The organism is Lysinibacillus sp. Y5S-8 (assembly GCF_036894365.1).
GTDB classification, from domain to species: domain Bacteria; phylum Bacillota; class Bacilli; order Bacillales_A; family Planococcaceae; genus Lysinibacillus; species Lysinibacillus fusiformis_D.
The window spans coordinates 103293-117500 of the sequence record NZ_CP145889.1 but is presented as its reverse complement, the minus strand read 5'-3'; the positions used below and the strand labels follow the sequence as shown (position 1 = coordinate 117500).

9 protein-coding genes, 4 tRNA genes and 3 rRNA genes (1 of these 16 cut by a window edge) are annotated in these 14208 nt (G+C 43.1%); all 16 read right to left on the bottom strand.

Going from position 1 to position 14208, the window contains the following annotated elements:
* Positions 1-67, bottom strand: a tRNA-Leu gene (locus V6670_RS00580); it reaches 18 nt to the left of the window's first position.
* Positions 68-83: 16 nt separating this feature from the next.
* Positions 84-159 (bottom strand) — tRNA-Lys (locus tag V6670_RS00575).
* A 7-nt stretch (positions 160-166) separates the two neighbouring features.
* A tRNA-Thr gene (locus V6670_RS00570) sits at positions 167-242 on the bottom strand.
* Between the two features lie 3 nt (positions 243-245).
* A tRNA-Val gene (locus tag V6670_RS00565) sits at positions 246-321 on the bottom strand.
* A gap of 10 nt (positions 322-331) precedes the next feature.
* Positions 332-447, bottom strand: a 5S ribosomal RNA gene (gene rrf, locus V6670_RS00560).
* 116 nt (positions 448-563) lie between these two features.
* A 23S ribosomal RNA gene (locus tag V6670_RS00555) occupies positions 564-3491 on the bottom strand.
* A 308-nt stretch (positions 3492-3799) separates the two neighbouring features.
* Positions 3800-5351, bottom strand: a 16S ribosomal RNA gene (locus tag V6670_RS00550).
* The 16S, 23S and 5S rRNA genes sit together here with 4 tRNA genes alongside, the layout of an rRNA operon.
* A gap of 885 nt (positions 5352-6236) precedes the next feature.
* Entirely contained in the window at positions 6237-6518 is a 282-nt protein-coding gene (locus V6670_RS00545; RefSeq protein ID WP_036123109.1) for a hypothetical protein, read from the bottom strand.
* A gap of 209 nt (positions 6519-6727) precedes the next feature.
* Positions 6728-8233 (bottom strand): lysine--tRNA ligase, encoded by a 1506-nt coding sequence (lysS, locus tag V6670_RS00540; RefSeq protein ID WP_338652227.1) that lies wholly within the window; start codon positions 8231-8233, stop codon positions 6728-6730.
* Positions 8234-8414: 181 nt separating this feature from the next.
* Positions 8415-9455 (bottom strand): tRNA dihydrouridine synthase DusB, encoded by a 1041-nt coding sequence (dusB, locus tag V6670_RS00535; protein WP_338652226.1) that lies wholly within the window; start codon positions 9453-9455, stop codon positions 8415-8417.
* A gap of 88 nt (positions 9456-9543) precedes the next feature.
* Complete coding sequence (folK, locus tag V6670_RS00530; protein WP_338652225.1) at positions 9544-10056, bottom strand: 2-amino-4-hydroxy-6-hydroxymethyldihydropteridine diphosphokinase; 513 nt, start codon at positions 10054-10056, stop codon at positions 9544-9546.
* On the bottom strand, positions 10056-10421 hold the full coding sequence (folB, locus tag V6670_RS00525) for a dihydroneopterin aldolase (RefSeq protein ID WP_036120703.1): 366 nt from the start codon (positions 10419-10421) through the stop codon (positions 10056-10058). The genes folK and folB overlap by 1 nt, the downstream gene beginning before the upstream one ends.
* The gene (gene folP / locus V6670_RS00520; protein WP_338652224.1) at positions 10421-11275 is read right to left on the bottom strand and encodes a dihydropteroate synthase; all 855 of its coding nucleotides are present in this window, start codon (positions 11273-11275) and stop codon (positions 10421-10423) included. The genes folB and folP overlap by 1 nt, the downstream gene beginning before the upstream one ends.
* A 13-nt stretch (positions 11276-11288) precedes the next feature.
* Positions 11289-12128 (bottom strand): aminodeoxychorismate lyase, encoded by an 840-nt coding sequence (pabC, locus tag V6670_RS00515; protein WP_338652223.1) that lies wholly within the window; start codon positions 12126-12128, stop codon positions 11289-11291.
* Positions 12129-12710, bottom strand: coding sequence for an aminodeoxychorismate/anthranilate synthase component II (pabA, locus tag V6670_RS00510; RefSeq protein ID WP_089934837.1), 582 nt, complete (start codon positions 12708-12710; stop codon positions 12129-12131). It abuts the gene before it with no gap.
* On the bottom strand, positions 12707-14137 hold the full coding sequence (locus tag V6670_RS00505) for an anthranilate synthase component I family protein (protein WP_338652222.1): 1431 nt from the start codon (positions 14135-14137) through the stop codon (positions 12707-12709). The genes pabA and V6670_RS00505 overlap by 4 nt, the downstream gene beginning before the upstream one ends.
* Positions 14138-14208: the final 71 nt, after the last annotated feature.

The window sequence follows — 14208 nt, the reverse complement described above, 5'->3', positions numbered from 1 at the left end:
TCGAACCCCCACGCCTTGCGGCGCTAGATCCTAAGTCTAGTGCGTCTGCCAATTCCGCCACACCCGCTTACTATTATTAAAAATGGTGAGCCATGAAGGACTCGAACCTTCGACCCTCTGATTAAAAGTCAGATGCTCTACCAACTGAGCTAATGGCTCTAAAAAATGGTGCCGGCTATAGGAATCGAACCCACGACCTACTGATTACAAGTCAGTTGCTCTACCTGCTGAGCTAAACCGGCGTATGGTGGAGGATGACGGGCTCGAACCGCCGACCCTCTGCTTGTAAGGCAGATGCTCTCCCAGCTGAGCTAATCCTCCTGGGTAATATGCCTAGCGATGTCCTACTCTCACAGGGGGAAGCCCCCAACTACCATCGGCGCTAAAGAGCTTAACTTCCGTGTTCGGTATGGGAACGGGTGTGACCTCTTTGCCATCATCACTAGACTTTTTAAAAGACAAGATTTATTATAACTTATTTCGTTATAAATGCAAGTTTTTTTAAAAAACTTTCTTGTTCTTTCAAAACTGGATAAACGGTTCATTGAATGTTTCAAACGTTTTTGGTTAAGTCCTCGATCGATTAGTATTCGTCAGCTCCATGTGTCACCACACTTCCACCTCGAACCTATCTACCTCATCGTCTTTGAGGGATCTTACTTACTTGCGTAATGGGAAATCTCATCTTGAGGGGGGCTTCATGCTTAGATGCTTTCAGCACTTATCCCGTCCACACATAGCTACCCAGCGATGCCTTTGGCAAGACAACTGGTACACCAGCGGTGTGTCCATCCCGGTCCTCTCGTACTAAGGACAGCTCCTCTCAAATTTCCTACGCCCACGACGGATAGGGACCGAACTGTCTCACGACGTTCTGAACCCAGCTCGCGTACCGCTTTAATGGGCGAACAGCCCAACCCTTGGGACCGACTACAGCCCCAGGATGCGATGAGCCGACATCGAGGTGCCAAACCTCCCCGTCGATGTGGACTCTTGGGGGAGATAAGCCTGTTATCCCCGGGGTAGCTTTTATCCGTTGAGCGATGGCCCTTCCATGCGGAACCACCGGATCACTAAGCCCGTCTTTCGACCCTGCTCGACTTGTAGGTCTCGCAGTCAAGCTCCCTTGTGCCTTTACACTCTACGAATGATTTCCAACCATTCTGAGGGAACCTTTGGGCGCCTCCGTTACCTTTTAGGAGGCGACCGCCCCAGTCAAACTGTCCGCCTGACACTGTCTCCTGCCCCGCTAAGGGGCATGGGTTAGAATTTCAATACAACCAGGGTAGTATCCCACCGACGCCTCCTTCGAAGCTGGCGCTCCGAGATCTCTGGCTCCTACCTATCCTGTACAAGTTGTACCAAAATTCAATATCAGGCTACAGTAAAGCTCCACGGGGTCTTTCCGTCCTGTCGCGGGTAACCTGCATCTTCACAGGTACTATAATTTCACCGAGTCTCTCGTTGAGACAGTGCCCAGATCGTTACGCCTTTCGTGCGGGTCGGAACTTACCCGACAAGGAATTTCGCTACCTTAGGACCGTTATAGTTACGGCCGCCGTTTACTGGGGCTTCAATTCGCAGCTTCGCTTGCGCTAACCACTCCTCTTAACCTTCCAGCACCGGGCAGGCGTCAGCCCCTATACGTCACCTTACGGTTTTGCAGAGACCTGTGTTTTTGCTAAACAGTCGCCTGGGCCTATTCACTGCGGCTCTCATGCGCTTGCACGCTCAAGAGCACCCCTTCTCCCGAAGTTACGGGGTCATTTTGCCGAGTTCCTTAACGAGAGTTCTCTCGCACACCTTAGGATTCTCTCCTCGACTACCTGTGTCGGTTTGCGGTACGGGCACCTCTCACCTCGATAGAGGCTTTTCTTGGCAGTGTGAAATCAGGAACTTCGTCCATACGGACTCGCCATCACAGCTCAACGTTACAGTGTGCGGATTTGCCTACACACACGCCTTACTGCTTGGACGCGCATAACCAACAGCGCGCTTACCCTATCCTACTGCGTCCCCCCATTTCTCAAACGGTGAGGAGGTGGTACAGGAATATCAACCTGTTGTCCATCGCCTACGCCTATCGGCCTCGGCTTAGGTCCCGACTAACCCTGAGCGGACGAGCCTTCCTCAGGAAACCTTAGTCATACGGTGGACGGGATTCTCACCCGTCTTTCGCTACTCATACCGGCATTCTCACTTCTAAGCGCTCCACCAGTCCTTCCGGTCTGACTTCAACGCACTTAGAACGCTCTCCTACCACTGACATCGTAGATGTCAATCCACAGCTTCGGTGAATCGTTTAGCCCCGATACATTTTCGGCGCAGCGTCACTCGACCAGTGAGCTATTACGCACTCTTTAAATGATGGCTGCTTCTAAGCCAACATCCTGGTTGTCTGTGCAACGCCACATCCTTTTCCACTTAACGATTACTTTGGGACCTTAGCTGGTGGTCTGGGCTGTTTCCCTTTTGACTACGGATCTTATCACTCGCAGTCTGACTCCCGTGCATAAATATCTGGCATTCGGAGTTTGTCTGAATTCGGTAAACCGGGATGGCCCCCTAGTCCAAACAGTGCTCTACCTCCAGTATTCTCATCACGAGGCTAGCCCTAAAGCTATTTCGGAGAGAACCAGCTATCTCCAAGTTCGATTGGAATTTCTCCGCTACCCACACCTCATCCCCGCACTTTTCAACGTGCGTGGGTTCGGGCCTCCAGTAAGTGTTACCTTACCTTCACCCTGGACATGGGTAGATCACCTGGTTTCGGGTCTACGACCACGTACTATTTCGCCCTATTCAGACTCGCTTTCGCTGCGGCTCCGCCTTCTAAAGCTTAACCTCGCACGTAATCGTAACTCGCCGGTTCATTCTACAAAAGGCACGCTATCACCCATTAACGGGCTCTAACTACTTGTAGGCACACGGTTTCAGGATCTCTTTCACTCCCCTTCCGGGGTGCTTTTCACCTTTCCCTCACGGTACTGGTTCACTATCGGTCACTAGGTAGTATTTAGCCTTGGGAGATGGTCCTCCCAGATTCCGACGGAATTTCACGTGTTCCGCCGTACTCAGGATCCACTCAGGAGAGAACGAACTTTCGACTACAGGGCTTTTACCTGCTCTGGCGGACCTTTCCAAGTCGCTTCATCTAACTCGCTCTTTTGTAACTCCGTATTGAGTGTCCTACAACCCCAAGAGGCAAGCCTCTTGGTTTGGGCTCTTCCCGTTTCGCTCGCCGCTACTCAGGGAATCGATTTTTCTTTCTCTTCCTCCAGGTACTTAGATGTTTCAGTTCCCTGGGTCTGCCTTCAAGACGCTATGTATTCACGTCAAGATACTACGCGATTAAACGTAGTGGGTTCCCCCATTCGGAAATCTCCGGATCAAAGCTCACTTACAGCTCCCCGAAGCATATCGGTGTTAGTGCCGTCCTTCTTCGGCTCCTAGTGCCAAGGCATTCGCCGTGCGCCCTTAATAACTTAACCTATCAGCTTTCAATACACATCACATTTCGTTGTCAGCTTCACTCGTTCAATCAGTCACGTACTCAAGTACGCTCCTTCATTCACTCGATTGCTTCCTAGAACTGCTCGTGTCTTGAAACCTTTTAATGTTATTAAGCCTATAAAAAAACTTAAAAAAATAAATGTGTTTGTTACAATTTCAATGTCGTTTTATCCAGTTTTCAAAGAACAAGTTTTGAAGATGTTCATTCAAGAAGAATGAACCTTCAAAACTGAACGCAAAACGTAATCTTACAAACCCTAGGTTTGTATTCCGAAATAATCCTTAGAAAGGAGGTGATCCAGCCGCACCTTCCGATACGGCTACCTTGTTACGACTTCACCCCAATCATCTATCCCACCTTCGGCGGCTGGCTCCAAAAAGGTTACCTCACCGACTTCGGGTGTTACAAACTCTCGTGGTGTGACGGGCGGTGTGTACAAGGCCCGGGAACGTATTCACCGCGGCATGCTGATCCGCGATTACTAGCGATTCCGGCTTCATGTAGGCGAGTTGCAGCCTACAATCCGAACTGAGAACGACTTTATCGGATTAGCTCCCTCTCGCGAGTTGGCAACCGTTTGTATCGTCCATTGTAGCACGTGTGTAGCCCAGGTCATAAGGGGCATGATGATTTGACGTCATCCCCACCTTCCTCCGGTTTGTCACCGGCAGTCACCTTAGAGTGCCCAACTAAATGATGGCAACTAAGATCAAGGGTTGCGCTCGTTGCGGGACTTAACCCAACATCTCACGACACGAGCTGACGACAACCATGCACCACCTGTCACCGTTGCCCCCGAAGGGGAAACTATATCTCTACAGTGGTCAACGGGATGTCAAGACCTGGTAAGGTTCTTCGCGTTGCTTCGAATTAAACCACATGCTCCACCGCTTGTGCGGGCCCCCGTCAATTCCTTTGAGTTTCAGTCTTGCGACCGTACTCCCCAGGCGGAGTGCTTAATGCGTTAGCTGCAGCACTAAGGGGCGGAAACCCCTAACACTTAGCACTCATCGTTTACGGCGTGGACTACCAGGGTATCTAATCCTGTTTGCTCCCCACGCTTTCGCGCCTCAGTGTCAGTTACAGACCAGATAGTCGCCTTCGCCACTGGTGTTCCTCCAAATCTCTACGCATTTCACCGCTACACTTGGAATTCCACTATCCTCTTCTGCACTCAAGTCTCCCAGTTTCCAATGACCCTCCACGGTTGAGCCGTGGGCTTTCACATCAGACTTAAGAAACCACCTGCGCGCGCTTTACGCCCAATAATTCCGGACAACGCTTGCCACCTACGTATTACCGCGGCTGCTGGCACGTAGTTAGCCGTGGCTTTCTAATAAGGTACCGTCAAGGTACAGCCAGTTACTACTGTACTTGTTCTTCCCTTACAACAGAGTTTTACGAACCGAAATCCTTCTTCACTCACGCGGCGTTGCTCCATCAGGCTTTCGCCCATTGTGGAAGATTCCCTACTGCTGCCTCCCGTAGGAGTCTGGGCCGTGTCTCAGTCCCAGTGTGGCCGATCACCCTCTCAGGTCGGCTACGCATCGTCGCCTTGGTGAGCCGTTACCTCACCAACTAGCTAATGCGCCGCGGGCCCATCCTATAGCGACAGCCGAAACCGTCTTTCAGTGTTTCACCATGAGGTGAAACAGATTATTCGGTATTAGCCCCGGTTTCCCGGAGTTATCCCAAACTATAAGGTAGGTTGCCCACGTGTTACTCACCCGTCCGCCGCTAACGTCGAAGGAGCAAGCTCCTTCTCTGTTCGCTCGACTTGCATGTATTAGGCACGCCGCCAGCGTTCGTCCTGAGCCAGGATCAAACTCTCCATAAAAGAAATTTGAATAGCTCAAATTGTTTTGCTGGCATCATTTTTTGATGTCCAAAATTTTGTTTCATTCACTAACCGAAGTTAGTTACTGAAAACTTTATTGATTACGTTTTGCTTGTTCAGTTTTCAAGGTTCATTTCGTCAACCATCTTTCGACAGCAACTTTTATATTATAACAACATCTTTTCTCGTTGTCAACATCTTTTTCAAGAAAACTTTCATTCCCAGAAGAGACAACTTTTAAATCTTATCATAACCACTTTACCAAGTCAACATCTTTTTATTCAAATTGTTTTTGAAGTTTGATGTTAGTTCTTACGTCGTCTTAACGACAAGTAATAATTTATCACGTTATGATAGACTTGGCAAGTGTTTTTTTAATAAAATCTATTGAATTAAAAAAACATAAATTTATAAGCATTTTTGTGCATTTACGAGAATACCAAATTGAGATATTCTCTTTGCTTACTTAATTATTTGTTTTACTATACATCTCTTTCTTTTAAATCTCAATGTTTTAAAATAAAAATACTTATTTATTCTCAAGATACCATTTGTTTAGGGAAGGAAATCTCAGTGGTATTTGTTTGTAAACATTACTCCTTCAGATTTATAAATCAAAGTCTTGTAAATTGTAATCAACATAGCAATATAATTTCATGCTATAACGCTACTATGAATAAATCCCGTTGTCTTCTGGATAGTTTGAATCTAAGCATTTATGTTTAACCTTTCGCACAAACCTACTTTTAATTTTATAACCGCTATAACAACGTTTCCTATATAATTCACTATAAAGTTCTATTTAGTTTTTCATTTCCTAACAAATAAGCAGGCGCTAAAGTGCTTCTACTGCACTTTAGCGCCTGCTTACTGCTATTTATGTCCCTATTTAAGGTCATCCGCTTGAGGATCCACAATATTTAAGCACCATAAGAAATTGTCCCACGCAGAATACCAGCCACTGAAAACTTCAGAAGAGTCATCCCAACGAACGTCGAATTTCTTGTGGCCATCTATTTCTACTAAATATAAAGTAAGGTTCTCATCTTTTTTAGCAACCACTAATTTCATACCATTCTCAAGTTCTTCTTCAGTAAATGGCACATCAGAAACCGAACGTAGTTGTGCCTGTTCAAATACTTGTTTGTTAATAATTTTGTAATTCATTATAAGCCCCCAATAAAAATACTTCTTTTTATACTTTTTGAATTTGAAAAACATAGAACTATAAAAGTATAACCTAAATTTAATCCTCGTTTAAACAACTTAATTTTTTTATAGCTTAAAAAGAGGAGAACTCACCTATATTGTGAATTCTCCTCTTCATTCATTACTATTCTTTTATTGCTTCACGAAAAGACTTCATTACAATTTAACTATTTTGTAATATGACGCATTGTTGGGAATAATAATACATCACGAATTGATGGTGAATTTGTAAGAAGCATGATTAAACGGTCAATACCAATACCTAGTCCACCTGTTGGGGGCATACCGTATTCCAACGCTTCAATGAAATCGTTGTCCATTTCATGTGCTTCATCGTTACCAGCTGCTTTTTCTGCTAATTGCGCTTCAAAGCGTTGGCGTTGGTCGATTGGATCATTTAATTCTGTGAAGGCATTTGCATGCTCACGACGAACAATAAATAGCTCAAAACGATCTGTGAAACGCTCGTCCTCTGGATTCTTCTTCGCAAGAGGTGAAATTTCTACTGGATGACCATATACAAATGTTGGCTGCACAAGAGTCTCTTCTACTTTTTGTTCAAAGAATTCATTAATGATATGACCTACTTCATGAACATCTTTCACTTCTACTCCGTGCTCTTTTGCAAGTGCTTGCGCTTGCTCTTTTGTCATTGGCTGCCAGAAGTCTACACCTGTTGCCTCTTTTACAGCGTCTACCATGTGTACTCGTTTCCAACCTACTGCAAGGTTGATTTCATCTTCTCCATATTGAACTGTCGTTGTACCAAGAACTTCTTGCGCAACATGTGCAATAAGGTTTTCAGTTAGTGACATGATATCTTGATAATCAGCATATGCTTCATATAGCTCAATCATTGTAAATTCAGGGTTGTGACGTGTAGAGATTCCTTCGTTACGGAATACACGACCGATTTCATAAACTTTCTCTAAACCACCAACTATTAAACGTTTTAAATGCAATTCGATTGCGATTCGCATATATAGTTCCATATCTAGTGCATTGTGGTGCGTAATAAATGGACGAGCAGCTGCACCACCAGCAATCGTATGAAGCATTGGTGTTTCTACTTCTAAATATCCAGAGTTATCTAGATAATTACGGATTGCACGAATGATTTTAGAACGAGTTATAAATGTTTTTTTACTATCTTCATTTGTCATTAAATCTAAGTAACGTTGGCGATAACGTTGCTCAACATCCTGTAGGCCGTGGAATTTCTCTGGCATAGGACGAAGTGCTTTTGTAAGGAACGTGAAGCCCTCCGCTTTTACTGAAAGCTCTCCAACTTGTGTACGGAATACGTTTCCACGTACTCCAACAATATCTCCTAAGTCTGCTTGCTTAAATAATTCATATGCTTCCTCGCCTACATGATCTTGACGAACATAAATTTGAATTTGGCCACCTAAATCTTGAATATGGGCAAAGCCAGCCTTTCCTTTACCACGTTTCGTCATAATACGACCCGCAATAACAACCTCCTGAAGGTTTTCTTCTAGCTGCTCTTTTGTTTGGTCTGCAAATTGCTCACGCACTGCTGTTGATAAATGTGTACGCTCAAAACGGCTTCCGAAAGGGTCTTGTCCGTTTTCTAGTATTGTCGTCATTTTTTGGCGTCTCACCAAAAGTTGATCATTTAATTCTTCTATATTATTTGACACTTGTTTCACTCCTTAAGTAAATTGTCCGCGTTTACGTCCATAATATTTCTATTGTACACAATTTTAGTGCTGTAATCATCTGTTTCAATTTATTTTCAATCCAACAAAAGATGATTAATAATTCTAAAAATTAAAGTTAGCAACACAAAGGCGCCTCTTTTAAAAATACCGAGACGCCCTATACATATCACTATACAATTAATTCCTTAGCTTCTGGACCGACTAAATTAAATTTGCTCTCTTCATATTCCTGCACAAGGCCATTTAATAGCACACGAAGGTCTGCCGCCGTTTCTGTTTGATTAATAGCATTACGTGCTTTCCCATTACCACGAATTCCTTTTAAATACCATGACGCATGTTTACGCATTTCACGCACCGCAATTCCTTCTCCTTTTAATTGGAGAAGACGTTCAAAGTGTAGGAGACATACATCCATTTTTTCTCGAACACTTGGTTCTTCCTTTAACTCACCTGTTTCTAGGTATTGAACCGTGCGGTAAATCATCCATGGATTACCTAATGCAGCACGTCCAATCATGACTGCATCTACTCCTGTAGTTTCAAGCATACGTTTAGCATCTTGTGGTGTTTCCACGTCTCCATTACCAAGCACAGGAATGTTTAAATTCTCCTTCACTTGACGAATGAAATCCCAATTCGCTTTACCTTCGTACATTTGTACACGTGTACGACCATGAACCGCCACCGCTGCTGCCCCTGCACGCTCAACAGCTTGTGCATTTTCCACCGCAAAAATATGCTCGTCATCCCAGCCAATACGCATTTTTACGCTGACCGGTTTTTTGACAGCATCCACAACAGCCGCTACCATTTCATATACTTTATTTGGATCAAGTAACAAGCGGGCTCCTGCTTCACATTTAATGATTTTATTAACAGGGCACCCCATGTTGATATCAATAATATCAGCAGTTGTATTTTCATCCACATATTTCGCCGCTTCCACTAAAGTTGCTTTATCTCCACCAAAAATTTGCAATGACAGAGGATTTTCACGTTCATCGATATAAAGCATCCCTAATGTTTTTTCGTTTTTTTGGACAATACCCTTATCACTAATCATTTCAGCATACACGAGACCTGCTCCGAACTCTTTAACCGTTAATCGGAAAGCAGAGTTACAGATCCCAGCCATCGGCGCTAAAACCACTCGATTGTCCATGACGATATCGCCAATTTGAAACGGCTTCTCTGTTGTAAGACTCAACGTTGTCTTCCTCCTCTAAAAGCTTTTACCTATTATTTGCTATCTATTGTTAATGCTATGCATTGATCATTCATCCACACACTATTACTTAATGCACCGTTGAAAACTCTTCAAACGGACTCCATAGGATTATACCTTCATTTTCGCAATCCATTTGCTGCAACAGATCGTGCGCTTGTTGTAGCTGTACATCAAAGGGTGATGCTGCAATCTCTACTAATGGTACTAAGACGAATGCTCTTTCGTACATTCTTGGATGGGGAACTGTTAAACTCTCCGTTTCAATATTTTCGTGATTGTAAAGTAAAATGTCAAGGTCAATGATTCGTGGGCCCCAGCGAAATTCTCGAACACGCCCTAATTCCTGTTCTATGGATTGGCAAATCTTCAACATATCAGCAGAAGAAACATCTGTTTTTAGATGAACAGCAATATTTAAAAAATCTGCCTGATCTGTATAACCCACTGCAGCAGTTTCATAAACGGACGATACACAAATAAGCTTAATACCTTCCTTTTCCTTTAAAAGGGTAACTGCGTGCTGAAGATTCTCATATCTCTCTCCCATATTCGTTCCGATAGATAAATAGACATCCTTCATTAGAAATCACCTCTCGTTACCTCAACAGACACCTCTTTGTAATAGCCATGAATTGGTGGGTCTGGTTTAATTAGTTCTACACGAACTCCTTTTACTTTATCAGGGTAGGTTGTTAATATTGCATCCGCTACTCTCACGACCAAAGCCTCAATTAGCTTAAACGGTTCACCCTCCACAATATCACGGCATAATGCATAGACCTCTGCATAGTTCACTGTATAAGAGAGATCATCTGTTTCTCCAGCCTTTGTCATATCTACAGCAAGGGAAACATTTGCTCGAAAGCGTTGACCTAGAGTTGTTTCTGCTGCTAATACACCATGGTAGCCATAAAACTGCATGTCCTTTAAATGAATGTAATCCATCACGCTTCCTCCTTAAACAAACGTTTTCCCACTAAGACATCAGCCATATACGTTGCACGCGTCATTTCCTTTACATCATGAACACGTATCATATGACAGCCCTTTTCAATTCCATAAACCACTGTCGCACTTGTTCCTTCAAGACGCTCTTCAACAGGTAGTTTTAAGACATTGCCGATCATTGATTTACGTGACGTTGCTAATAATACAGGATAACCCATAGCTACTAAATCCTTTAAGTGTTGCATCATAACTATATTTTGGCCAGTATTTTTAGCAAAGCCGATACCTGGATCTAAGATGATATGATGTTCAGGAACCCCCGCTTGCTGAGCGATGGCAATACTTTTCTCTAAATCCATTTTTGCTGTCGCCCAAAAATCAACACCATAATCCATATTTTCGCGATTATGCATTAAAATAATAGGCACATGTAAATCCGCAGCAACCTGAGCAATTTCTGGCTCAGCCTTCGCACCCCAAATATCATTAATCATATGTGCCCCTGCTTCAATAGCGGCACGGGCTACATGTGCTTTATACGTATCAACGGAAATAACAGCCCTTACTTCTTTCGCTAATGCTTGAATAACGGGTACAATACGTGCAATTTCATCTTCATCTGAAATTCGTTCATACCCAGGGCGTGTAGATTCCCCACCTACATCAATTATTTTAGCCCCTTCAGCCACCATTTTTTTCGCTTGAGCAACAGCAGCTTCTACATTGTTGTATTTTCCACCATCTGAGAAGGAATCTGGTGTAACATTGAGAATCCCCATAACAAATGTTTCTTTTGTATAGTCTAATGTAATACCATTAAGCGTTAATGGTTTCTTATATTTTTCTAGCATGTAAACGCTCCCTCTATCCTTGCTCCACTTCTTGAACAAATGCCTCATGTAAACACGAATAAATCGGCCCATTATTACCTAAAAATTGCACATTCTCTAAGCTACTAATCGGCACAAGCTCTTGTACTGAATTGGTAATGAAGCATTCCGTACTTTGTAGTAAGTCTTCTTTTGTATAAAAACCTTCTTTAACTTCTAGATCGAGTGCAGAGGCCTTCTCTATAACCCACGCTCGAATAATACCCGGTAAAATACCTGTCTCTAAGGAAGGCGTATATAGTATATCATTTTTTATCCAAAAAACATTTGATGTCACACCTTCAGCCACATAGCCCTGTTCTGTTAAAAAGAACCCTTCTCGTTGTGCCAGTGATAGCATTTCAAAGCGGCCAAGCACGTTGTTACCATAATGATGTGATTTAACTCGCAATCCTTGTTCAGGTGTATTGCGTGGCGTTGAAAGCCATTGCGCAATTTTTTCCGTCCCACGTTTTGTATTCTGAAGTTCTTTTCGAAAGATAATGACATTGGGTTGTTTATATTCTGTTGGCTGTAATCCAATATGATGTTCTCCAGCTGATACATTTAAACGGAAGTAGCCATCCTGACCGCCAGCCAGCTTGTTTAACTGTTGCACAACTTCAAGTAAAAATTTTTCAGGATAGGTTAAATGAATGTGATACTGAGATAAAGCAAGCTGTAATCTATCCATATGCTCTTCCCAGCGAAATACCTGACCTCTATATGTGCGGAATGTTTCAAAAAAGCCCAATCCATATAAAAAGCCATGATCAAATGGAGAAATCCGCAAATCCTGTGCGTCCATATAGTTTCCATTCATCCAGCACTGCATCTATTCCACTCCTTCTACATACTTCTCTATAAATTGACGCAATAGTTTTTTGCCTTGCTCTGTCATAATAGATTCTGGATGATATTGTACACCCTCTATCGAATATTCCGTGTGACGAAGCCCCATAATTTCTCCCTCTTCTGTCCAAGCGGTTACTTCTAGACATGCCGGTAATGTCTCTTTTTCTACAATAAGAGAGTGGTAACGTGTGGCCTGGAAGGGATTTGGCATACCTTTATGCAAACCCACTTCAGCATGTAGCACAGGTGATGTCTTACCATGCATAAGATGCTCAGCTCGTATGACATTGCCGCCAAACACCTGTGCAAGTGCCTGATGACCCAGGCAGACCCCTAAAATCGGAATATTTCCCGCGAAATATTTAATAATGTTCAGGCTTTCACCTGCCTCATTTGGACTACATGGTCCTGGAGAAATAACAATCATATCAGGTGCAAGTTGCTCAATCTCCTCTACTGTTATATCATCATTTCGTTTCACTACTATCTCATGACCAAATTCACCTAAATATTGTACGATGTTGTAGATAAATGAATCATAATTATCAATCATTAAAATCATTTTGCTCGCTCCTCTGCCATTGCCTTTGCCTGCCACATTGCCTTCGCCTTATTTAAGGATTCCTGATACTCTCTTTCTGGCACAGAGTCAATGACAATACCTGCTCCAGCTTGAATATGTGCAACTCCATCTTTTATAAATGCTGTACGGATCACAATATTAAACTCCATATCACCTGTATAGCCGAGCCAGCCGATAGAACCTGTGTATAAACCTCGTCGTACAGGCTCCAGTTCTTCAATAATTTCCATGGTGCGGATCTTTGGCGCACCTGTAATCGTCCCACCTGGGAACATTGCACGGATAACATCTGCATTCGTTTTATCTTCCGCTATTTCTCCTCGTACATTTGAAACAATGTGCATGACATGTGAATAGCGCTCAATGACCATAAATTCGTCCACTTCCACTGTTCCATAGGCTGATACTCGTCCTAAATCATTGCGCTCTAAATCCACTAACATCACATGCTCAGCACGTTCTTTCTCATTATCAATCAACTCTTGTGCCAATGCTAAATCTTCCGCTTCGGATTTCCCTCTTGGTCGAGTACCTGCAATGGGTCTTGTCGATAATTCATTGCCATGACGTTTTACTAATAACTCGGGTGACCCAGAAACTACAGCAAAGTCAGGCGCTTCAATATAAGCCATGTATGGCGACGGATTAAACGCTCGTAAAGCCTCGTAGACATCCATCGCAGTCGCATTTAAGTTCTTGGACTGACGAACAGACAAGTTTACCTGAAACACATCACCCTGTGCTATATAGGTTTGAATTTTCTTTACAGCTTCTTCAAAATCAGTTCCTGCAAATGAGACAAGCAATTCATGCTCATCATTAGCAACTTCTACAGCATTTGTTTTTTCAAATTTACGCGCCTCTAAACCAGACTGTGCTGCAACCTGCCAGTTGTTAGCCCATTCTTCCAAGTTAACGTTACTATCTTCTAGCTTCATAAGAGTAACTGTATTCGTTTTCACATCATTTACTGCCCAACTATCAAAAATATAAAAATAGATATCTGGTATTTGCAAGTCATCCTTTGCCATATTAGGAAGTACTTCAATTTTACGTGCATAATCATATGCAACAAACCCAATAGCCCCTCCTTGAAAAACAGGAAGGTCCACATTATAAGAAATTCGATATTCCGCTACAAGCTCTTCCAGTAAAGCTAGAGGCTCACCTTGTAAAACTTCTTGTCTACCATTTCTCCAGTTTACTAAAAGTCCCTCCTCTACTGATTGTGCAGTAGCTAACGGATTCCAAGCAGCTATTGTAAAATGCCCTCCGCGTCCACTCTCTAAAAATACATGCGCTTGCTGTGTCTCTGTTTGCTTCTTATAGCTATAAAAAAATGAATCTGCATCCATTGTTAATGTTTTTGTAAGTATTGTTTTCAAGTTATTTTCCCCTTTAAACATGTGGTGTGATTCCATCTTAACTTGAATATTACATAGAAGCGAATATTTTTATAATTTTAATAGTGTCCATT

Bases quoted from the DNA above. Each gene is read 5' to 3' on its own strand.
- V6670_RS00545 (WP_036123109.1), bottom strand. From the start codon at position 6,518: ATGAATTACAAAATTATTAACAAACAAGTATTTGAACAGGCACAACTA.
- folK (WP_338652225.1), bottom strand. From the start codon at position 10,056: ATGAAGGATGTCTATTTATCTATCGGAACGAATATGGGAGAGAGATAT.
- folB (WP_036120703.1), bottom strand. From the start codon at position 10,421: ATGGATTACATTCATTTAAAGGACATGCAGTTTTATGGCTACCATGGT.
- folP (WP_338652224.1), bottom strand. From the start codon at position 11,275: ATGCTAGAAAAATATAAGAAACCATTAACGCTTAATGGTATTACATTA.
- pabC (WP_338652223.1), bottom strand. From the start codon at position 12,128: ATGCAGTGCTGGATGAATGGAAACTATATGGACGCACAGGATTTGCGG.
- pabA (WP_089934837.1), bottom strand. From the start codon at position 12,710: ATGATTTTAATGATTGATAATTATGATTCATTTATCTACAACATCGTA.
- V6670_RS00505 (WP_338652222.1), bottom strand. From the start codon at position 14,137: ATGTTTAAAGGGGAAAATAACTTGAAAACAATACTTACAAAAACATTA.